We start from the raw sequence: 21,997 nt of genomic DNA on the forward strand, positions 1-21,997 counted from the left end.
TCGAAAACAGCAAAAAAAAAGATTGAAAGTACACAAGCTTTGCTTGCCTACTTTCAATCTTTAAACAGTTTATATTAATATGAAACATATTTAAGTGGGTTAACCGAATTTGATCTAGCTCCGTTCCAAGGGCCGATATGAATTTCAAAATGGAGATGGGGACCTGTTGAATTCCCTGTGTTCCCCATATAACCTACCAATTGGCCTTTCTCAACACGCTGACCATTTGAAACGAAAAGGTTCTCGAGGTGGCCGTATACCGTCGTCATCACTTGTCCGTCTATGTAGTGAGTAATCATGACTACATTCCCATAGCTGCGGTCATAATTGGCGCGGATTACCGTCCCGGATGCTGAAGCAACAACGGGTACTGCTCCACTACGCCCTCCTTTACCGATATCAATTCCTGAATGCAGCGTTCCCCAACGCTGGCCGTAATGGGATGTAAGTCTTCCAGTTGTAGGGTTCATAAACACACCATTTGTAACAACTGGAGCAGGAGCAACCGAAGAAGAGCTAGATGAACCGTTGGCTTTAGCTTTAGCGGCTACTGCAGCCTGACGTTTTCTTTCTTCCTCTAGTTCCCGCTGCCTTTTATTCCACGCTTCTATTTCACGTTTAATCGCTTTTTCCTGAGCGGCTAGGATTGCTTCCTCATCTTCAAGTTCATGAAGCTCTTCATGCATTTCTTCTTCTTTATGTTTTAATTGAGTCAACAGTTTATTTTTTTCTGCAATTTGACCATCAAGCTTTTTCTTCATACCCTCAAGATCGGCCAATTTTTTACTTAGTTGGTTTAACTGTTCTTTCACTTCAGCCTCTGTGCTATCAAGTAATGCCTTATCCTCTTGATGCATTTTTATTAAATCTTTGTCAGCCTGCATGAATGAGGTAACAGCACTTACACGATTAATAAAGTCACCAAAGCTTTGTGACCCTAATAATACGTCTACATAACTAATTACGCCGCCGTTTTCCTGAATAGAACGAACGCGTTCTTTAAGAAGCTCGTCCCGTTTTTTAATCTGTTCCTTTAAAACTTCAATCTCCTTTTGGAGCCTTTCAATTTCTTGCTTTGCCTCTTCGATTTGGGCTTCTTTTTCGCGTATTTGGCTGCTTGTGTCCGCAACAGCAAAATCTAGTTTTTTGATTTCATTTCCAACAGCTGCCTGTTCGGCATTTATTTCAGTTACTTTATTTTTTTTCTGATTAATCTCCGATTGCACATTGGATCGTTTACTTTGAACATTTGCTTTTTGATTTTCTAATTGCTTATTAACTTGTACTGCATAAGCGGTGTTAATCGCAGGGGAAAATAAACTGCCGAGCCCCATCATTAACCCGATTCCCAAAATGAGAAGTTTTCGTTTCAAATTGCTTCAGTCTCCCTTCAATTCTCTATTCCCGAGTCGTCAATTTCTGAATTGAATAATGCAATTCCAAATTTTAGCTGTTTCTACTAATCTATTATTATGATCTAGCAAAAATAGGACATGAGCAGTCGATTTCTGTTAAGTTATCGTGAATATTGATACTGTTTGTTGAATGTTGAAATATGTATATATCCTTTTTTGGAAAATTTCCGCATAATTGCTCATATTTTGTTATTAATTTGCACAGTCTATATTATATCATTGTCATTTGGAAAATTGATCCCGAAAATTATTACAAATATATTTCAATAAATTAAGCTGTTTTCGCATATTTTGTTGTTTTAGCTTTCAAAGTTTGTCCGTTGATTTCCGCTGCGGGCACTTGCTTTCCGCGGGGAGGGACGGGAGCCTCCTCGGCGTTACCGCCTGTGGGGTCTCCCGTTCCCTCTATCTCCCGCTGGAGTCAAGTGCCCTCCGCTCCAATCAACTCAGATTATTAAATAAAAATCACATTATTAAAGCAACAAACTTTACGAAAACAGCCTTTAGAAAAGAGCCAAAAATTAAAAACACCGCCTAGTAGCTTGGCGGTGTAATAAATGTAGTGGTTAGTTTTCACTAAAAAATACCATAGACTTCTTCAATCCTTCAAGTTCCTGCTTTAACTGCTGATTTTCTTTTTGGATCGCAGCAATCTCATCGGATTTCGTCGATTCTTGATTATTCTTGGTTGGGGGGAGAAGGGTAACTTTATACCAAACCTTTCCGTCTAAAGTTTCCCTCGTCAGACTTTTGTTCAATTTGGCTTTTGGATATATTCTCTTAATATATTCCGTTTCATCATTAGATAACCGTAATTCTCTAATGGTTACTCCATCACCAAAAGACTCTGCCAAAAATTCTTTAAACTTTTCCTCTTCATTCAGTTTCAAACTTACCCCTCCCCCTAAATATCAAATTCGCCTTAGCAGATTTACTTAAGGCTGTTTTTGCATATATTGTTGTTTTTAGCCTACAAACTTTAAGAAAACAGCCTTACTTGATTGCTTTTACCTGCCCACCGGAATATTCGATTGATTTCTCAACGAGAACGTCCATTGCGTCAATGCAGAATTTCGTCACTTCATCACTTAACTTCATACAGGATAATTCAGTGCATGCGAGAATTACACAACAACATTTCTCTTTGGATATGAGATCTTTAATGATTTGTTCTATTACATTTGCATCTACATCCAAATCACTTTTTATCTTATATATTGTATTCATGACTTGTTCTTGAGAGACCTCGCTCGGAGTATGTAATTGCATATTATAGTTTTTACATCCTCTTTTATAAATCCCGCTGCTTACTGTTCCATTCGTAGCAAGGATTGCAACCTTGCTGTGATCCCCGTATTTCTGATGGATTTTTTTACACGTTTCATCCACCATGTTAATGATATTAATTTCTGTCATTTCTTGCATCTTTTCATAGAAAAAGTGCGAAGTATTACATGGGATCGCAATGTTAGCAACATCCGCTACTTCAAGAAGCTTTAGATCTTTTTTAACAGCTTCTAAAAAAGTATCTTCTTGATTGTTCAAAATAACACTTGTTCGATCTGGTAATGTAGCGTGATTAAGGATGACCATATCAATGTGTTCCTGGTCGACACTAGCGACAGTTCTATCAATAACCCGCTCAAAAAAAACAGATGTTGCCAGTGGTCCCATCCCGCCTATTACTCCTAAGCTTTTATTTCCCATTTTTCAACCTTCTCGATTCATGTTTTTTAACAATGGCTCTTTTCGCATAATAAACCAACAATGTTTACGAAAAAAACCTTTACAATTTGTCTTTAATTACGACCATCGCGTGGCTTCCTAATGCATGATAGCTTTCAAAAAACGCATCTTTCTTATAGGTCATTTGCCCTTTCAGCGGATTCATCACATGTACATTGTTCTCATCATAGCCATTTAAAACTACGGCATGTAAATTAACTGGTGCAGCAAATTTTTCTCCTGTCTCTTGAAAATACCATGAATAGGTCAGCATTGGCTTTTCAAGGTCAAGGGTTACCCAGATAACGACTGGAATTCCCTGATCGAGCTGCCCCAATATTTCTGCTCTTGTACTCCCACTCATATCAATTGTCTGAGCACTTTCTCCAACCGCAGCAAAATACCGGTTTGCTGCTTCTAAAATTGGTGGGGCATAGCTAAAAAAGCCCCCCGTTTCACTTCTCGGATTCCCTGCATACGCTTTATAAGGATTAGCCCCGTATCGCTTGTGATTCTTATGAATAAATGGCTGTTTTGGTAAATAGACATCAGCCATTTGCGTTTTTGAAACCTCATAGCCATACGTATTCAGGACAGAAGTTAATGAAGTAATTTCACAACCGTGGGGAAGCTCCGGCAACTGCATGACGGTTTTTACCGGAATAAATACTTCAGTTATTTGAATTTGACCGTCTACCCATTCATATTTCTGCACAAATTCAGGTTTATTAATTTTTGTAATTAACTCACTTTTTGTGAAATCCATTTCTGTATCATCAGATCCGCCATTAACCCTGATTAGATGACTTACATTGTTAAACATAAAGTAAACGACAAATACAAGGGCAATAAAAATAGTTATGTTTACTATTTTCTTCACTTATCTCTATCCCCTATGAAAGTAATAAAGAACCTTGTCCTACATTTCTTTAAAAAACTTTTTATACCAAACAAGGAAAACATAAACGGTCCAAATATACCGGGCATAATTATGTTTGTTCGTATAATGTTCATCAAGAAATCTCATCAGCTCATCCGTGTTGAAGAATTCTTTCGCGATCTCGGACTGGAACATTTCTTTTACTATATTATAGTATTTTTCTTCCTGTAGCCAATATCTGATAGGTACAGGGAATCCAACCTTTGGTCTGTTTGCCCATTCATCAGGGAGAACTTCACTTGAAGCAGCTCGCAAAGCATACTTTGTGTCTTTGCGATTGACACGAAGGGAACTAGGTATGTTTGAAGCCATTGACATCACTTCTTTATCTAAAAACGGAACTCTTAACTCAATGGAATGAGCCATGCTCATTTTATCAGCTTTTAAAAGGATATCCCCTGGAAGCCATAATTTAAGATCAAGATATTGCATTTTCGATAAATCATCTTTGCCCTTTACTTGATCATAAACCTCTTTCGTTATGCTTTGAACAGATGGACCATTTTTATATCCATCCCGTAATACCTTTAACGCATCTTCCTCTTCAAAAACCTTTGCTTGTCCGATGAATTTTTCTTCTACCTTCTGGCCGCCTTTTACTAAGAAGGTCGTGATTTTATTTTGCGGAAGCACACTGCTCAATTTTGAGAGCGAACGTCGAATAAAGTATGGCACTTTTTCGTATTGTTCTAATTTTGCTGATTTTTGATACCAAGTGTACCCGCCAAAAATCTCATCTGCACCTTCTCCGGAAAGCACAACCGTTACATGTTCACTTGCTAATTTTGATAAAAAGTATAATGGTACGGATGAAAGATTAGACTGTGGTTCATCCATATGATATTGGATCGTTGGTAAAGTTTCAAAGCATTCATCGGCGTTCATGAGCTTTTTATAATTTTCGATTTTGAGGATATCTGATAACTCTTCCGCCAAATTCGTTTCATTAAAGATCCCTTCATAATCTTTGAATCCAATTGAAAAGGTTTTATTTGGCTTTAACAAAGCGGTAGTATAGCTTGAATCCACTCCACCTGATAAGAATGAACCCACCTTTACATCACTGATTTTATGATAGTTAACCGATTCCCGCATTGTTTCATTAATTTGGTCAACATAATAAGATAAACTATTTTCTTTCTCATCAAAATCTATATTCCAATACTGTTTGATCTCCATTTTCCCTTTTTTATAGATCATATAATGACCTGGTTTAAGCTTGAACACACCTTTAAAGAAGGTTTCATCAAGTACAGAATATTGGAAGGTAAGATAAGGCATTAATGCATCCTTATTCAATTCTTTTTTAAAAGCTGGCTGCTTTAAGAAGGATTTGATTTCTGATCCAAAGATCAAGGAATTATCTGTTGTATTTTGCGTATAGTAAAGCGGCTTGATGCCAAAGAAATCCCTTGCAAGAAACATTGTTTCTTTTTTTGTATCCCATATCGCGATCGCAAACATACCCCTTAGTTTCTGCAATAAATCAACGCCATACTCCTCATACCCATGGATCACTACTTCACTATCAGAATCTGTTTTGAAAATATGGCCTTTTTCTAATAAGTCTTTTCTTAATTCTTGATAGTTGTAAATTTCTCCATTGAATACTAATACACAGCTTTTATCCTCATTATACATGGGCTGACTTGCTTCATCTGACAAGTCAATGATACTAAGCCTTCTAAATCCTAGTGCTACATTCTCATCCGTAAAGGATTCCCCACTATCTGGTCCTCTATGAATAATGGTTGTCATCATATCGTTGATTGTTTTTATTTTATCTATTTCTGGATTAGCATGAGCAAAACCAACAAAACCGCACATTTTCTTCTCACCTTTATATTAAGATTGTTATTGCAAGATATGATTTCAAACCATTTCTTTTTGACTTGAAACCCGATTGCGAAGAGGCAGGAATAGCTTTTCTTTTGGATAATGATCCTTTAACTCATGAAGCTGATACAAAGCAATTTCCGCTCCATGATCCATTCCCTGGCAGCCTGCTAACAGAATTAAGTCCCCAGCCTCTGCTTTAGCAAGTGCTCGAGCGATGGCATCTGGCAGCTCGTCATATAAATCAACTTTAATACCGGCTTCAGCCATAACCTCTTCGAATACCTGAAGTTCCTCATCTGTCACTTTATCCTTAGCAGTGACATGAGATACACTCTTGGTTGCAATCATCTCATTAAAACCAAGCTTTGAAGCCCAGCTGACAATGGCCTCCGCATTTTCTCGATTAACTGTGGGCCCTCTTTCACCTCTAATTGCATAAACGAGATGAAGCTTCTTGTATTCCATATACTTCAATGTTTGCAGCGTTACGTTAATATTTCCAGTATTAGCGAAATGATCATCAATAATTTTTATATCATCTTCAAAAATAAACTCAAAACGTCTTTCTACCCCACCGAAATTTTTCAGCGTTTTTTGAATGGTAGAAATTGAGACACCTGATAGTAATGCAACAGTTATTGCAACCATTGCGTTATAAACCGAGTGCAATCCTGGGACAGAAAGCTCAATATCAAACTCACCAGGGATATATTCAGAATCATCTACTTTAATAGACTTTAAAATTTCGAATGTGAATTTGGCTCTTCCAGTTGTTAGATCTAAATCTTTACAACAAATATGCCCTTCCTTACTCTCGACGCCAAATGTGATGACTTGAGCTTTTGTTTCATTTATAAGCGATGTGGAATAAGGACAGTCTAAGTTAAGGACAGCGAAGCTATTTTCGCTCGCATTTCTGATTAAGCTCGATTTAACTTCAAAATATTTTTCAAAAGAACCGTGAGAATCAATATGTTCACGACTTACATTATTTAAAGTCACAATATCATAATCTACCTTCTCTACACGGTGAAGCTCTAGAGCAGATGAGGATACTTCCATACTAACATGGGAAACATTCCGGTCGACCATTTGTTTTAAATAAGATTGTAAATCTAAAGATTCTGGTGTTGTAAGCTCCGATGGGATCACAGAATCGTCAATCTTTATTGATACAGTCCCAATCAATCCAGTTTTGTAACCTTCATTTTCGAAGATTGCATTTGTCATATAAGAAGTCGTTGTTTTTCCATTTGTGGCAGTAATCCCGATCATCTTCATTTTTTCAGATGGATGCTCATAATAGTAAGCAGCTAATTGGGCTAAAGCAATCCTGCTATCCTTCACTAGATATTGAGGGATATCGATCTCATCTTGGAACTCCTCAACAACAGCAGCGACTGCCCCATTCGCCACTGCTTGCGAGAGATATTTATGACCATCCGTTTTATATCCTTTAATACAGACAAAAAGGTGGCCATCAGAAACCTTTTGTGAATGATAGGAAAGGCCATAAACATTGATATCCTTATCATTTAAAACGCTTTGTACTTCTATCGAATGAAGGAGTTTTTCTAACTTCATTTTTCTACCTCTTTTCTATTTCCCAAAATGGGCGCAATGATCCAGATCGTTATCTTTTCTTAAAATATTTACTAGCGATATTTTTCAAAAAGGCAAAAGCAGGCTTAGGATCTTGCCAATCCCAAATGGAGTAAGCCTTTCGTTTGAACAATGAGCGAATGACTTCTTTCCTTGATAGCTGCCCCGTTTTAATATAGTCTCGGATGGCTAGCATATCCTCATAAGCGTACCAAAATACAATCTTTTTATCCTCTTTTACCGCTTTTGGCTCTAACGGCGCGCCTGTCAACTCCCGATATGTAATATAAGGGAAATTAACGCCTACTTTATATAATAGATTGTTAAAATTCGTGATCCTCGCATTGATTTCGATCACATAATACTTGCCGGTTTCAGCATCTTTCTTAAATTCTATTTCCGCAAACCCCTTGTATCCGATTCCTTCTAAAAATTTGGATCCTAATTCGTATAACTCTGGAACATATTTTTGCTCTGTATAAACAGATGCGCCAAAATTAATTGGATACTGGCGATGCTTTTGACACGTAACCCAATGAGTTACTTTTGAATCATGGTTTAAATAGGCATCAAATGTATACATATGATCATCAAAACCGGGAATAATTCGTTGTACGATCACTTCTAAGCCTGCATTCTTTGCTTTATCTAAAGCTTCCACTAATTCTTCTTTATTATGAACCTTAAAAAGCTTCCTTCTAAATGTTGCTACAAAGGAAGGTGAGTCCACAGGCTTCACGATGCAAGGGTATTTAATGATCGTGTCTACTTTTTCGAAAAAGTCTTCTTCATTTATTCTAACCGTTTCCGGGACAGCCATTCCCTTTTCAACTGCCAATTGATGCAGGGTTTCTTTATTCATTACCTTCCTATATAAGCCTTGCTCAATCGGCGGAAGAAGGTAGCTCTCTTTCAGTTCTTCCAAATGCTCATCGATTATCTCTACATATGAATCGTGACACGGAATAAGCACAGGAGGGGCACTTTGTTTACTCGCATACTCTTTTAAAAACCGAATAAACCCTTTCGGATCTTCTTTATAGTGGGGGGCTATTAATCTCTCAGAACAATACTTCGATTCCGCGCCATATCTATTTATATCGGAATAATCTACAGCAACCGTATGTATTCCGTTCACACCTAAGCATCGAATGGTGCTCAAGCCAATATAGTAATTGCATCCTAATATTACAGCCTTATTATTCATACTTTCATCTCCTTGAAAACCTCGTGCGGCATTCATCAATATATAGATAATTACATAGAATTGAGTGACCACGCAAGGTTTATTGAATAAATTCGGCCAAATATCATAGGTAGTTTTTGGGTTATGAATAAGATAAACGATATTTACCTCTATTATGAAAAAGACAAGTGATTGACCTCAGGTAAATATCATAATATTACCTTGAATTTTGGTTTTTAATTTTAGAAATTTGAATTTAATACAAACTAACTAATTTAGCAATCTTAATAAGCAGATATTATATTGAATTGTATAGGCAGATTTAGGTTTAAGTCTAATTTACCATTTTATGGATAATGCATTGAGGCGGATGGATGCTTGAGTATTTTAAATATTTTAAATTAATTGGTTGACATTGGAGTTTTACTAATGTATTATTCTTTTTAATATTATAATTTGTTTTCTTATCAAGAGAGGTGGAGGGACTGGCCCATCGAAGCCTCGGCAGCAGACTTTATTGTACTGTGCCAATTCCAGCAAGCGAAAGCTTGAAAAGATAAGAAGAGAAAAGAGATCGAATCCTTTAACCTCTTCTTATTCAAAGAAGGGGTTTTTATTTTTTTATCCAATAACCAAGTATCCCTATTGGACTAATAAATTACCCCGAAATTATTTCATAAATGCCCGTTAGTCAACTAAAGGCATATTTCCATTCGATAAATGTAATCGAATAGAAATATGCCTTTTTTGATAAAAAAACGCAAGGAAAGGAGATTGATAATTAACAAGAGATTGTCTTACTCATTTGAGTCACGAATGAGGAAAAGTATTTCGACACATTTATTGAAATAAGACATTTCTCAACTCAAGAAAAAGGAAGAGATTGAATAAGACAAAAAATGAAGGTGACGAAGGCAATCTAAATGTGTAGGCAATTGATCATCCCTATTAAAAAAATATTTCAAATGGAGGAGTATACAATGACAGTAACTAAATTGAATCAAAATAAAATTGGAGGGATTCACGCAATCCCTGAACTTGCACCACAATGGAAGAAACTTAATTTAGCCGAGATTCTCAAACGAAAAGCGGCCTTTGTTTCTGTCAGTCAGAATAAGTCACTCTATGAGTCTTGGGGGGCGCAGGGTCACGAGAATCATAGAGAGAGAGGCAATCTTCCAGCGACAATTAAGGTTGTTGAGGCTGCACGAAAAGCTAACAATTTCGTTTCGTTTAGTTGGATTGGCTATTCTGTCTTTCGAGAGGATTATCCTCAATCAATTTTTGATCAGGCACAATATAGTACTTGGATTGAAGGTCTGAACTTTTCTGATGAGAAGAAAGCGAAGGACAATGAACTCGTAGATGAGTTGCAGGCTTTAGTCCTACCCGAAGATTTACAATTTAATGAACTCGCGCTGCAAACAGCTTTTGTCGGTACTCAACTGCCACTTGAGTTGGCTAGAAAAAAAGTGGAGGTCATTGTATTTACGGGAATCCACCTCGATTGGTGCATAGAAGGAAATGTCCGCTCTGCCCGTGATCACGGTTATCTCCCAATCGTAATCGGTGATGCTACCGGCTGCCAAAAGCCCGAGCAGGAAGCTGCTGCAATGGAGCGGATAAATAACTACTTTGCACCTGTCATTTCAGCTGATACTTTCAAAAAGCTCCTTGAGCAGCCCATTTAGGATAATGATAAACCTTTTTCTTCAGACAGATGGAAAATAGGTTTCAACAACAATCTACGAGAGGAAGAATGATATGCAAAGTGTTGGTTTAATGTATTGCGGGGCTGTTCTTTTCATTAATGCCTTGATGTTACTCGGCAAAGTGCACAGCAAAAGTGCAGGAGTATTTAATCTATTTCTTGGGGCTATCCAAATGATTACTCCATTTTATGTGATTTTTACAGCAGGTTCAGATTCTTGGGTTATTTTTAATGCATCAGGTGTCTTTTTATTTAGCTTGACCTATTTATATGTTGGCATTACTAATATAAAGGATTTAGATGGAGCCGGAGTCGGATGGTTTTCTTTATGGGTAGCAATCATGGCTGCAGGTTACGGAACGTTGAGCTTCGTCCATTTCCATGACGCAAAATTCGGGATTATTTGGTTTATGTGGGCATTTCTTTGGACACTTTTCTTTATCCTACTTGCATTAAAAAAGGAAATTTCAATATTCACCGGTTGGGTCACTTTGATCCAATCAATCATCACCGCGACCATTCCCGGTTTTCTAATGTTAATTGGTTTGTGGGATTCAATCGGAGCTGAAGTCATGTGGGCGGTTGCCTTGCTTTTCGTCATCATCGTATTTACACTCTATTATCGTACTAAAGAGCACCTTCAGCATCAAAAGAGCGAATTTTCAACTGTAGCGGGCAAGCTGCCAACATAAATTCGAAAACTTATCCACAAAAGTGAAAAGGCCAAATGCGCTACGAGCATTTGGCCTTTCCAAGTTCCAAGTTTGGATGTTGACACCAGGCACCAAGATATTACCCATTTATTCCAACAGTATCTTGATCTACAAAAGTGGTATCTGCCTCATCAAAACCAAGATCAGTTAATTTTCTTCGGAAGAATCTTGTTAAGAAAAGCATATAAATAAACCCAATAGCAACCCACACGAGCCCACCTATAAACGCATCAGCATGCAAGTAATACCACAGGATTCCCGTGCTACCTGCCCCTAAAAGAGGCAAAACAAGATAAGTAAAAATATCATTTGCCGTTTTATACCTTTTGTTACCGATTACAAAATAGGCAATCACAGTTAAGTTTACAAATGTAAATGCAATCAATGCACCAAAATTAATAACTGCAGCAATTAATTCCAAACTAGGTCCTATTGCTAACAATGAAACAACACCAACTAATATTACATTAAAAGCAGGCGTTCGATATTTAGGATGAACATAACCGAATAACTTTTGAGGTAACACACCGTTTCGTCCCATTACATACAGTAATCGCGATACACTTGCGTGTGATGCCAATCCAGATGCCATAGTAGCAGCAAATGCACCTGCCAAAAAAATAAGCGAAAATATTTTCCCACCAACATATAAACCAATTTCCGGCAACGTATCATCTAAAAGATTAAATACCGAAAGATCAGGAAATAAGGCTTGGGCATAGTAAGAAGTCACAAAGAAAATACCTCCACCAATGAGAACCGTCATAAAAATTGCTCTTGGTACTGTTTTTGTATCTTTAGCCTCCTCCGTGTACATTGTTATAGCATCGAATCCAATAAATGAAAAACATACGACCGTTGCTCCTGTCAGAACAGCAACCATCTGTACATTGGAGTGATAAAGCGGATTAATTGTAAAAAGCGTACCTGTTCCCATTCCTTGATACAATTGCACAGAGGCAAGTACAATAAAAATGATGATTAAAAGCAATGTGAAAATGACAAGAATCGAATTTAATCCTGATGTGGAACTCATACTCCATACATTAATTGCAGTCACGATAAATACGTAAGAAACCACCCAAATCCAAGGAGGCACTTCTGGAAAAATGGATTCCAAATAAAGTCGAATAATCAAGGCATTGACTAAAGGCAGGAGCAAATAGTCAAGCAAAGATGCCCAGCCTACTAAAAATCCAACATGGGGCCCCATCGTCTCCTTTGTATATGTATAAGCGGAACCTGCACTTGGAAAAACTTGCACCATTTTCCCATAGCTGATCGCAGTGAACAGCATCACTACTAATGCGGTTACATATGCAAGTGGAACAACTCCATTTGTTTGTTTTGCTACAATACCAAACGTATCAAACACTACTGTTGGAGTCATATAACCTAATCCTAGAGCAACAATTGCCCAAAGTCCTAGCGAACGTTTAAGTGTAGTCTTTTTAGTCATATAAACCTCCTATGAAAAATACTTTTTTAATCGTTCATATTTTTTATCAAAAATTGGATAATATTATAATTATGAATCAGTAAACATCATTCCATTTTCAGTTATAGTTTTTGATAGCCTTTACTCCAAAGACGAGCACTACACCTAGTGAATAAAAGCTGTAACCAAGTTGATTTCCTTGAACTTGAATATGAACTTTTACTTTATTTTTATGTTTATTCAACTGATGCAACCTTCTCACACATCAAGCTCCCCATTTAAGCGCTTTCAAAAATTGTAAAATTCAAATAAAATATATACTGTTTTTGTTTTTCTGCATCATTAAAAGCCTCCTCTTCTATTTGTTAATTACTTTGCAATATTCATGCCAACTAAATATACAGATAATTTTGTTAGAATAATCAGTTATTTCATCTCACAAACGGACATCTTATATGCAATCATGCATAGATAATGAAATAATGCATAATTTTGCTTTATTTTCAATTAAGGAACAATATAAGGTGAGTCTTCCACCAGTGGGGGTTTTCTTCATCCCTCACTGATGGTTAGATGAACCAATCAGGCTTTTACGGGCAGTTTGTCCCCCACTTATCCTTTCACGATTTCTCGAAGTCTTTTCGTTAAGGGTCTTACTGCCCGTTAATCTGCGATAAATTGGATAATCACAAATAATTGATATAATTTTTATATCTGGTATACTTAGTATATCAATTAAAGGAGGTGCTTGTAATTAAGGTTTGTCCATTTTTAGAGTTTTCATTCCAGATCCTCGGGCGAAAATGGAACGGGCTCATCATTCATTATTTATCTCTTTGCAAGGATGGGACGTCCCATTTTACCGAAATGAAAAGGGATCTTCCACACATTACCCCAAAGGCTCTTTCCATGAAGCTATCTGAACTGATTGAACATGGTTTAGTTGAAAAAAAGGTGGCCCACGGAACACCGGTTACGATTTCTTATGAATTAACAGATAAAGGGCGGTCCCTTGCTTCTGCCCTTCAGCCTATACAGAACTGGGCATTACAGTATATGGAATATGATTCATCAACCAATCAAATAAAGGAAAGAGGAGATAAAATTGACGAATAAAAATAACATGATTTGTGATTTAGAAACTGGCGTGTGCGGAGATGCTGGGGAAGATACAATCGAAACAATTGATCTGAATCAGCCACAAGAAGTGATCAACCTTTATTATGTCACTGACCCAATCTGTTCTCATTGTTGGGCACTTGAGCCAGTTCTCATGCGCTTTGAAGAGCAGTATGGTCATTACTTTACTATTCATACTGTAATGGGCGGCTTGCTGAAAGGCTGGGAAGGCTTTGCAGACGTTAGCAACGGAATTGGCAAACCTTCAGATGTAGCTGGACATTGGAGGGAGGTTGGCGAGTATTCCCGTATGCCAATTGACGGATCAGTATGGCTTGAAAACCCAATCCAATCATCCTACCCGCCTTCTCGTGTCTATAAAGTTATTCAACAAAAGGATGAACACCTTGCTAACGTCTATTTACGTCGGGCTAGAGAAGCTGTGTTTGCTTTTAATCAGAACATTGGAGAAGAAATAGTATTGGTTGATATTGTCAATCAACTTGGACTTGATGGGAAAGAAATTGTAAAAGAAGCAAGTCTTCCGAATGGCCAGCAGCTATTAGATCAAGACTTTGCGCTTGCCAGAAGTCTTGGTGTACGAGGGTTTCCAACAATCATTATGGTTAATGCGGAAAATAAAGGAGTCAAAATTGTCGGTGCGCGGACTCTACAAGATTATGTGAATGGACTGAAGCAAGTTCTCTCTACAAAAGAAGAACTTCAACCAAAGCTTAAACCTGCATTTTCAAAGCTACTTGAAAAAGAAGTTCGATTGTTTTCAAAAGAAATTGAAGTTATGTATGATCTTGAACAAAATGATGTTCAATCATTCATTCAACAAGAACTCTCATCCGATAAGTATCAAATGCAGGAAATCCTCGGTGAAAAATATGTTGAAAAAAGGAAAAACATTTAGTTCTAGCCACCCTGAATTAAATAACCGGTTTATGAGAATTTATTGTTTGAAATACTAACAATGGAGGAGTTTGAAAAATGGCATATTTACTAATAAAATAACTCCTATAATAATGATGCCTGCTTCTTGCTAAAGAAGATTAGCATAGCAAGGAGCAAGCACTTAAATAATGATTGTTTTTTATTTACTCTCCAACATATTGAAGAGAAATATCCGATTCGTCAATTAACTCAAGGTTTTTTGGTATACGTAAATAGGCAATTGATGGGGCATGGCTGACCATATTACCTATTCCTGGTTCGCCATTAAATTGTGTAATGGTAAACTCTTTTTTTATCATTGAAATTTTAATATGTGTTTCTTCTGGTGGCCAAATGGTAAAGGTATTGCCATTCATCTGAAATCGAGAAGGTTCAAGTTTATCGCTAAAGTCCATCCCATTAATAATTAAATTACCTGTATAATAATAAGCTTCGATCTTCCCATCGTCACTCGTCTTCCTTTCTACAAAAACTTGTAATCCATAGTCATAATGGGAAAAAACCTTAAGTGTAGGGTTTTGATAATCAAAGCTGTTTTCACTAAGTAAATACTTGCGATCAATCTCGTCTAATTTCCCTTCACTCAGTGAATTGTATAAATCATTACTTACTGTATCAATATCTTTTTCCTGCACTTTTTCACGACTAATCAGCACACCCTCTGTCATGAAAGGAGCAGCAACCATTGAGATAAGCAACACACCAACATAGATCATTAGCAGCCAATGCGTGATTTTAACTGTGACAAACTTTCTTCTCGATTTAGCCGTCAAGAAGATGATTAGTGAAATAATTAGAGCAAGCGGCAGAAGTGTTACTATGATACTCATCGTCTAACCTCCATCCGATTCAAGATGCTAATCGAAGCGATAAAAAATATCGCTGCCGTAATTACAATCTTGAAAATAAATAATCCAATGGACGACTCCATAAAGAAGAATTGAAAAACATTTGCTATAAATGGCTCCCTTTGCATGGAGGAATCGAGAATCGATGATCCAATAACCAAAACAGGGATCACACCGATAAATATTTTATTCACTTGGACGAGTGTTCCGATTAGGTAGCCGATCGAACTGATACAAAAAACATAAAGGAATGTAATGAAAATGCCCAAAATGAGCTCTTTCAGCAAGAAAGGATGGCCATAAAACTGATAATCAAAAAGAAGATAACCTAAAGCCCGAAGCAAATAGCTTGCTAACGAAGCAGTAATGGCCCCAATGATACTTGCTATTAATAAAAAGAAAATATTCGCTAAACTGCTGCTCATGCGATTCGTTACAAACGTAAAATCTTGATTTCTATATGGCTTTGTCGTGATCGTAATTGCGGTAACGAGCGACCAGATCATCGTAAAAGCAATGACAATATCAGCGGAATAGTATTTCACATCGATCGTCATATTTCCCGAACTGGATCCCATCATCCCTGATCCACCAAATGAAAAAAGTATCGCAATCATTTGAATCATAACGAGTGAACTAAACGAATCGATATTCGCTTTACGCTTATATGCACATTGCTTCTTCACTATTTCCCCTAAATTAGCTCTCATTAAAGACATCGTCAATTCCCCCTTTCAATTCGTTTGTTAAATAGACACATAGATTACTAGGCCGAACGGAGGATATTTCCAAACCTAAATGACTCGCTTCTTGGAGTAAAGACTCGGAAAAATCATTCTTTACAACAGCATACATCGTATCTGCGCCTACGTAATTCTCATAGAATGTCTCTTTTTCATCTATCCATTCATGCACAGCTTTAGACGGTCCTTTTATACCAATTGCCCATTCCTTTAACTCTTCCATCGGCATATGCAAATGCTTTTTTCCATCTTTAATTAGCAGAATATCCTCAAGTAAATCCTCAATTTCATCTAAGTGGTGACTAGAAATAATAATTGTACGAGGATGAGCAATATAATCCTTGAGCAATGCGCGATAGAAATCTTTTCTTACAGCCGCATCCATCCCAGTTGTCGGCTCATCAAAAATCGTTAATGGACAACGGGCTGCTAGGCCAATAATCATATTAAATGTACTTGTTTTCCCTTTTGAAAGCCGATTGTGATAGTGCAGGGGATCGAAAGAAAAGTAGTCAAACAAACGTTTAGCTAATTCCCCATCCCAATTGGGATAGAAGCTGCCTGCCACTTCTAATAACTCACGAAGCTGTAAGGCTGGTGGAAAGCCCATTTGGTCATCAACAAAAATCGAGTTGGCTGAAACGTTAAGGCTATTAAAAGGCTTCTCTGAAAAAACGTTGATGTCTCCTGATGTTTGTTTGATAAAACCAGCAATGATTTTAAGCAAGGTTGTTTTCCCTGCCCCATTTCTGCCAATTAACCCCGTAATTTTATTTTCTTCAATTGAAAAAGAAAGATTATTTAAAACATTTCTCCTCATATATGCTTTCGTCAAATCTTTGCATTCAATAACCTTCATCGTCCACCCTCCTCAAATTGTGCTGTTTTGATCATTTCAATTAATTCTGTTTCACTTATTTGCAGGCGATTAGCTTCCAAAACGATTTCCTGCACTAATCGCTTTAATGTTTGGCTTTTTCGTTTATTTATGATCATTTCTTTTGCTCCAGTAGAAACAAACATTCCAAGCCCCCGCTTTTTATATAAGATGTTTTCGTCAACGAGCAGATTAAGCCCCTTTGCAGCTGTCGCCGGATTGATCGTATACATTTCGGCTAATTGGTATTGTGAGTATACCTTTTGATCGGCTTCAAATTGCCCGTTTAATATTTCTGTCTCAATCCATTCTGCAATTTGTACATAAATAGGCTTCGTTCCATCTGTAAGAATTGTCACCCGCCTCCTTCAAAACTAGTGCATTACTGTTGTAATGTAGTATATGATAATCTAACGAATAAAGCAAGATTATATGTTAAAAAATTCTTTAATTTGTAAAATGGTGTGAAAATTCGTATGTATTTTCCCCGAGTTATTGATGCAGTATCAACCGGGCACAGGCATTATTATTTTTTAAAACGCCCTCACCTTAAGTGTCAACTAATCCAATTATACATATGTTATTTATACAAAATAGTTAAATAAGCTACCTTATTAAGGCGGGTTGGTTGTCCAAATGAAAACGATTGTCTTTATTGGGTGCAGTAATTTCGGAACTAGCAAGGAAGCACTAACGATAGCTAAAGAAATGGGATACTTCGTTGTTCTGTTTACAAATAAGAAAATCCACAAATTTCCGGATGTTGATCATTTTGTTTTTATCAAGGACTTACAGGATGAAGAGAAAGTTATCGATGAAATAACCAAGTTAAAGGAAACAGGCAAACAAATATGTGCATGCATTAGTTTTATTGATCCCTATGTTTCTTATGCCGCAAAATTATCTGATCATTTAGGATTAGTAAAGCTATCTGCAGACTCACTTTTTATTATGGAAAATAAAATAAGAGTTAGAGAAAAATTAACAAACCTTTCTAGTTCCCCTTTTTATAAAATCTTTAATCATGATCTACCTGTTGATCAGTTTGTGCAGAAATACAACGCATTTTTACCATTGATATTGAAACCGCCAGCTTCAAATGGTTCTAAGAATGTATTATTAGTTGAAACACCAGAGAAGTTTAAGGCTGGACTAAAATTTTTACAAAAAAGGTCTCCAAGGCAACCAGTATTAGTAGAAGAATATTTATGTGGACCACAGTTTCTAATTGAGATAATCGTTCACAAAAATAAATTGACAGTTGTCGGAGTAATCGAACAAGAAGTTACTAAAAATGAGCGATTTATTGTGATTGGATATAGCTATCCTGCAATGTTAAAGGATGAAGAATATAAAAACCTTCTTGATTCAATCGCAGACATTATTGATCAAATGGGATTTTCAAACGGCTCATGCCATTTGGAAATGAGAATGGTTCAAGGAAAATGGAAACTAGTCGAGATCAATCCTCGAATGTCTGGGGGAGCGATGAACCGAATGATTGAAGAAGGAACAGGAATGAATCTTATAAAAGAAATATTAAGATTGTCTCTAGGTGAGAAACCTTCCTTAATAGAATCTCGAAAACAGCATGTGTACGCTAGATATTTAACGATAAGTACTCGGGGTAAACTCCTCAAGGTAACAGGTAGAGAACAGGCTTTGAAGCATAAAGACGTAAAATACGTTCATATCAAGCCTCAAGAAGGAAGTATTTTAATCGACCCCCACACCATGGGCAATCGCTATGCATGCATCATCGCAGCCGCGGAATCTCCGGAACAAGCAAGAACAAGCGCAATAGCGGCTGCAAAGGAAATAAAGTTTTACTTGGAACCACTTTAAGCGCTAAATGGGTGGATTGACCAAGTATGAATTCCTTTCCAATCCGCACAATCCCATTGACTCATAAATACTATATTAAAAAGGGCAGATATGGGGGGCTAACAGTGGAATTGAGTTGTGAGCACGGTTTATGTGATGCGCTATTTGAATTGAAATCCTTACAAGACTCTTTAATGAATTCCTCGACGAAATACTTCGGTAAATTACTTAGAAAAATAGTAGGCGTAGATACTATTCCATTCTTTTTATTAACAAAAAAAGGCTTACTCTCACATGTAGGTACGGATATTAATCATAAAAATGGGAAAGAAGAGTTCTTTACAACTAATTATTTTCGAATCGAATCGATTGATCAAGAAAAATGCCGGGCAACGATTTCATTACTTCGTCCTATAAATATACATGGCGATCCTGCACATTCACTTTCTGATGTCATTCGATTAAAGAAAACATCAGCATGTATAGAAATTGAATTATTAAATATTTGCGCCATTCAAACATTAGATACTGAATTACTCAAAAGGAAAATCATTATTGAGCCAAAGTGGTAATGCATTAACCTTCGCCCTAGGTATTCTTGGGGCATTTTTTATCGTCCTTCTTCTATGATCAATCCTATCCGCTATCCATCCCGATAATTTAGCCCATTCTTACAAGTACACTGCTAAAGATCATTTGTTACACCCATCTTTTTAAAATATCAATAAAACTGAACGACTGTCCGTATCAAAAGGATGATGAATTGAATGTAATGTATAAGGTTTTATAGATAAGATAAAAGGAGATTATTCTATGACATTAATAGGAATGTTACATCATCGTAAAGACCCCCAAACTGTCATAAAGTCTTATGCCTATGCGGCAGTTGCTAAAGCAGAGGGAGCGAAATTTGTCTATTTTTCTCCCGGAACAGTGAATTTCGTTAACAATTCCATTAGAGGCCAAGTATATGAAAACGGCAATTGGGTGGAGAAAATCATGCCTTTCCCAGATGTCATCTACAATGCAGGGAGTCCTGAAAAACTTTCCAAGTCGAAGGAAATTATTCAAAGCTTAAAAGAAAAGATTCCTTTTACTACTCATTCAATTGGTAATAAATGGAATATAAATGAAAGATTAAAAGAAGCAAAAGAATTTTCGCACTACCTCATTCCTACCGAAATTGTAAAAGATACGGAGCACTTTTTTAAATTTGTCCATGCATTTGAAAAGGTTGTATTTAAACCGATTGATGGCAGAAAGGGGAAAGGAATCTTTTTCATTTCGAAAAATAAAAACGGTTTTCAAGTTAAGAAAGACACCGAAAATTTTTACTACTCAAAACAACAACTTAACGATTTTATCGAGGCAATGCTGGCAACAGGAACCTATATTTCCCAACCTTATATCCAATCAATTACAAGATCTGGGCAAGTATATGATTTCAGACTCCATGTTCAAAAAAACGGCGAAGGAAAATGGGTGATCACTACGATTTATCCGCGAATCGCTCCAAAAGGATCAATCGTTCCAAATATTAACAATGGTGGTTCCACCAATTATTTAGATCCTTTTTTACAACAAGAATTCAAAGAAGAAGCCTTTAATATTAAACGAACACTTGAACATTTTTCCTTGTCTTTAGCCAATCATTTGGATGAGCTTCAAATGCTGCATTACGGGGAAGTCATTGATGAAATTGGAGTTGATGTTGGATTAGATGAGAATTTGAAAATATGGATATATGAGGTAAACTGGCGCCCAGGTTGTCCACCGGCCTTTTATTTGGAATTAGATGTAGTGATTAATACCATTAAATATGCCATGTACTTAGCAAATAACCAAAAAGCAATAAAAAGTAAAATAATAGCTTCACAGAAGGAGAACAAAGATAAAAAAATGAAAATCCCAATTGTTGCGATAACAGGAAGCGCTGGTAAAACGACATCAAAGGCATTCCTTGCTTCAATCTTAGCAAAAAAATGGAATGTATTTGAATCGAAGGATTATTGGAATACAACAGAACATACCAAAAAACACGCTGAAGAAATCAATTCATCACATGAAGCAGTTGTATTAGAATATGGCATGGCTTACCCTGGTGTCATTACAGAACATTGCAGCATTATTAAGCCAAATATTAGTATTGTGACAAATATCGGCCTTGCCCATGTAGGCAATTTCGATGGCGATATTAAAGGAGTAGCGAAGGCGAAATCTGAATTAATCCATGGGATGGACCAAAAAGGAGTGTTGTTTTTAAACAAGGATGATCAAAATTCAAAGTATTTAGAGACACAAAAATTTAAAGGAAAGATCATCACCACTGGGATCAAATCAGCCGCTGACTATCGGGCCTACGATGTAAAATATGCGGATAATGGAATGACTTTTAAAATGAAGCTCCAAGGGAAGGAAATCCTGCTTTTTATCCCTATTTTAGGAGAGCATCATGTCTACAATGCCCTTAATGCAATAGCTGTTGCAGACTACTTAGGGTTTACTCCAACGGAAATTAAATTAGGGCTACTCTTTAAAAAACCACCAAGAAGACTGACGATATACAACTGCCGTGACAATATTACCGTGATTGATGATACCGTTCACTCTCACCCTCAAGGAGTAAGAGCCGCCATTGATGTTCTTTCAAATATTGCAAAGCGCCGTAAAATAGCGATTATTGGGCAAATGAGGGAACTAGGAGATTTAAGAGAAGAAGAATATCGTAAAGTTGGAGATTATGTTTACCAACAAAAGATGGACATTTTAATCACTTATGGTTATCGAACAGAGGAAATTGGAGAACAAGCAAAAGCAAAGGGTTTTCCTGCTAAAAATATATACCATTACACCGATAAGGAGCAATTACATGACTTGTTAGTAAAAATAATAAAAAAAGATGACACGATCTTAGTCAAAGGAGCTAGTAAAACGAATATGTTTGATACTGTGAAATTTTTAGATCAGACATATGGGACTAAATAAAAAATCACCGAATAAAGACACTCACAAAATGAGTGAATTTATTCGGTTTTTTTTATGAAGGCATTAGGGATT

At 36.7% G+C, this 21,997-nt stretch carries 20 protein-coding genes and 1 riboswitch; of the genes, 7 read left to right on the plus strand and 13 right to left on the minus strand.

Features of this window, described 5'->3' with window-relative positions:
- Nucleotides 1-74 precede the first annotated feature (74 nt).
- From BGM26_RS13220 to BGM26_RS13250, 7 genes are all read right to left on the minus strand, one after another.
- On the minus strand, nucleotides 75-1,373 hold the full coding sequence (locus tag BGM26_RS13220) for a murein hydrolase activator EnvC family protein (RefSeq protein WP_217040257.1): 1,299 nt from the start codon (nucleotides 1,371-1,373) through the stop codon (nucleotides 75-77).
- A 608-nt stretch (nucleotides 1,374-1,981) separates the two neighbouring features.
- Nucleotides 1,982-2,305, minus strand: a complete 324-nt coding sequence (locus BGM26_RS13225; protein WP_217040258.1) for a hypothetical protein — start codon at nucleotides 2,303-2,305, stop codon at nucleotides 1,982-1,984.
- Nucleotides 2,306-2,408: 103 nt separating this feature from the next.
- Nucleotides 2,409-3,122: an aspartate/glutamate racemase family protein gene (locus BGM26_RS13230; RefSeq protein ID WP_217040259.1), complete on the minus strand. Its 714-nt coding sequence runs from the start codon at nucleotides 3,120-3,122 to the stop codon at nucleotides 2,409-2,411.
- Between the two features lie 79 nt (nucleotides 3,123-3,201).
- Entirely contained in the window at nucleotides 3,202-4,020 is an 819-nt protein-coding gene (locus tag BGM26_RS13235; protein WP_217040260.1) for a C39 family peptidase, read from the minus strand.
- 39 nt (nucleotides 4,021-4,059) lie between these two features.
- Nucleotides 4,060-5,907 carry an asparagine synthase (glutamine-hydrolyzing) gene (gene asnB, locus BGM26_RS13240; protein WP_217040261.1) on the minus strand — a complete coding sequence of 616 codons (1,848 nt, stop codon included), beginning with the start codon at nucleotides 5,905-5,907 and terminating at the stop codon, nucleotides 4,060-4,062.
- A 45-nt stretch (nucleotides 5,908-5,952) separates the two neighbouring features.
- Nucleotides 5,953-7,503 (minus strand): Mur ligase family protein, encoded by a 1,551-nt coding sequence (locus BGM26_RS13245; protein ID WP_217040262.1) that lies wholly within the window; start codon nucleotides 7,501-7,503, stop codon nucleotides 5,953-5,955.
- 49 nt (nucleotides 7,504-7,552) lie between these two features.
- Entirely contained in the window at nucleotides 7,553-8,728 is a 1,176-nt protein-coding gene (locus BGM26_RS13250; RefSeq protein ID WP_217040263.1) for a carboxylate--amine ligase, read from the minus strand.
- A 440-nt stretch (nucleotides 8,729-9,168) separates the two neighbouring features.
- Nucleotides 9,169-9,270: riboswitch (SAM riboswitch) on the plus strand.
- 417 nt (nucleotides 9,271-9,687) lie between these two features.
- Here BGM26_RS13250 and BGM26_RS13255 point away from each other — a divergent pair.
- Both BGM26_RS13255 and BGM26_RS13260 read left to right on the plus strand, forming a co-directional pair.
- Nucleotides 9,688-10,398, plus strand: coding sequence for a cysteine hydrolase family protein (locus tag BGM26_RS13255; protein WP_217040264.1), 711 nt, complete (start codon nucleotides 9,688-9,690; stop codon nucleotides 10,396-10,398).
- Nucleotides 10,399-10,471: 73 nt separating this feature from the next.
- A complete protein-coding gene (locus tag BGM26_RS13260; protein ID WP_217040265.1) occupies nucleotides 10,472-11,110 on the plus strand; it encodes an AmiS/UreI family transporter in 639 nt (212 codons plus the stop codon).
- Between the two features lie 100 nt (nucleotides 11,111-11,210).
- On the opposite strand, the gene BGM26_RS13265 is transcribed toward BGM26_RS13260, so the two are convergent.
- A complete protein-coding gene (locus BGM26_RS13265) occupies nucleotides 11,211-12,590 on the minus strand; it encodes an APC family permease (RefSeq protein ID WP_217040266.1) in 1,380 nt (459 codons plus the stop codon).
- Between the two features lie 97 nt (nucleotides 12,591-12,687).
- A complete protein-coding gene (locus tag BGM26_RS21710; protein ID WP_302053231.1) occupies nucleotides 12,688-12,813 on the minus strand; it encodes a hypothetical protein in 126 nt (41 codons plus the stop codon).
- Nucleotides 12,814-13,322: 509 nt separating this feature from the next.
- On the opposite strand from BGM26_RS21710, the gene BGM26_RS13270 reads away from it, so the two are divergent.
- Nucleotides 13,323-13,685, plus strand: coding sequence for a winged helix-turn-helix transcriptional regulator (locus BGM26_RS13270; RefSeq protein WP_217040775.1), 363 nt, complete (start codon nucleotides 13,323-13,325; stop codon nucleotides 13,683-13,685).
- Nucleotides 13,686-13,692: 7 nt separating this feature from the next.
- Nucleotides 13,693-14,607 (plus strand): DsbA family protein, encoded by a 915-nt coding sequence (locus BGM26_RS13275; RefSeq protein WP_217040776.1) that lies wholly within the window; start codon nucleotides 13,693-13,695, stop codon nucleotides 14,605-14,607.
- A gap of 184 nt (nucleotides 14,608-14,791) precedes the next feature.
- On the opposite strand, the gene BGM26_RS13280 is transcribed toward BGM26_RS13275, so the two are convergent.
- Genes BGM26_RS13280 through BGM26_RS13295 form a run of 4 tightly spaced genes read right to left on the minus strand, consistent with a single transcriptional unit; the run spans nucleotide 14,792 to nucleotide 17,475 of the window.
- Nucleotides 14,792-15,478, minus strand: coding sequence for a hypothetical protein (locus BGM26_RS13280; RefSeq protein WP_217040267.1), 687 nt, complete (start codon nucleotides 15,476-15,478; stop codon nucleotides 14,792-14,794).
- Nucleotides 15,475-16,215 carry a hypothetical protein gene (locus BGM26_RS13285; protein ID WP_217040268.1) on the minus strand — a complete coding sequence of 247 codons (741 nt, stop codon included), beginning with the start codon at nucleotides 16,213-16,215 and terminating at the stop codon, nucleotides 15,475-15,477. Before BGM26_RS13285 ends, BGM26_RS13280 begins: the two co-directional genes overlap by 4 nt.
- Entirely contained in the window at nucleotides 16,196-17,098 is a 903-nt protein-coding gene (locus BGM26_RS13290) for an ABC transporter ATP-binding protein (RefSeq protein WP_217040269.1), read from the minus strand. Before BGM26_RS13290 ends, BGM26_RS13285 begins: the two co-directional genes overlap by 20 nt.
- Entirely contained in the window at nucleotides 17,095-17,475 is a 381-nt protein-coding gene (locus tag BGM26_RS13295; protein ID WP_217040270.1) for a GntR family transcriptional regulator, read from the minus strand. Before BGM26_RS13295 ends, BGM26_RS13290 begins: the two co-directional genes overlap by 4 nt.
- 277 nt (nucleotides 17,476-17,752) lie before the next feature.
- On the opposite strand from BGM26_RS13295, the gene BGM26_RS13300 reads away from it, so the two are divergent.
- The 3 genes from BGM26_RS13300 (at nucleotide 17,753) to BGM26_RS13310 (ending at nucleotide 21,925) form a co-directional block, all read left to right on the plus strand.
- Nucleotides 17,753-18,961, plus strand: coding sequence for an ATP-grasp domain-containing protein (locus BGM26_RS13300; RefSeq protein WP_217040271.1), 1,209 nt, complete (start codon nucleotides 17,753-17,755; stop codon nucleotides 18,959-18,961).
- Nucleotides 18,962-18,987: 26 nt separating this feature from the next.
- Nucleotides 18,988-19,512, plus strand: a complete 525-nt coding sequence (locus BGM26_RS13305) for a CotY/CotZ family spore coat protein (protein ID WP_217040272.1) — start codon at nucleotides 18,988-18,990, stop codon at nucleotides 19,510-19,512.
- Nucleotides 19,513-19,753: 241 nt separating this feature from the next.
- Nucleotides 19,754-21,925 carry a YheC/YheD family protein gene (locus BGM26_RS13310; RefSeq protein WP_217040273.1) on the plus strand — a complete coding sequence of 724 codons (2,172 nt, stop codon included), beginning with the start codon at nucleotides 19,754-19,756 and terminating at the stop codon, nucleotides 21,923-21,925.
- The last annotated feature ends 72 nt before the right edge of the window (nucleotides 21,926-21,997 follow it).

The sequence above is a fragment of the Bacillus sp. FJAT-29790 genome, assembly GCF_019039215.1.
Lineage (GTDB): Bacteria > Bacillota > Bacilli > Bacillales > Cytobacillaceae > Cytobacillus.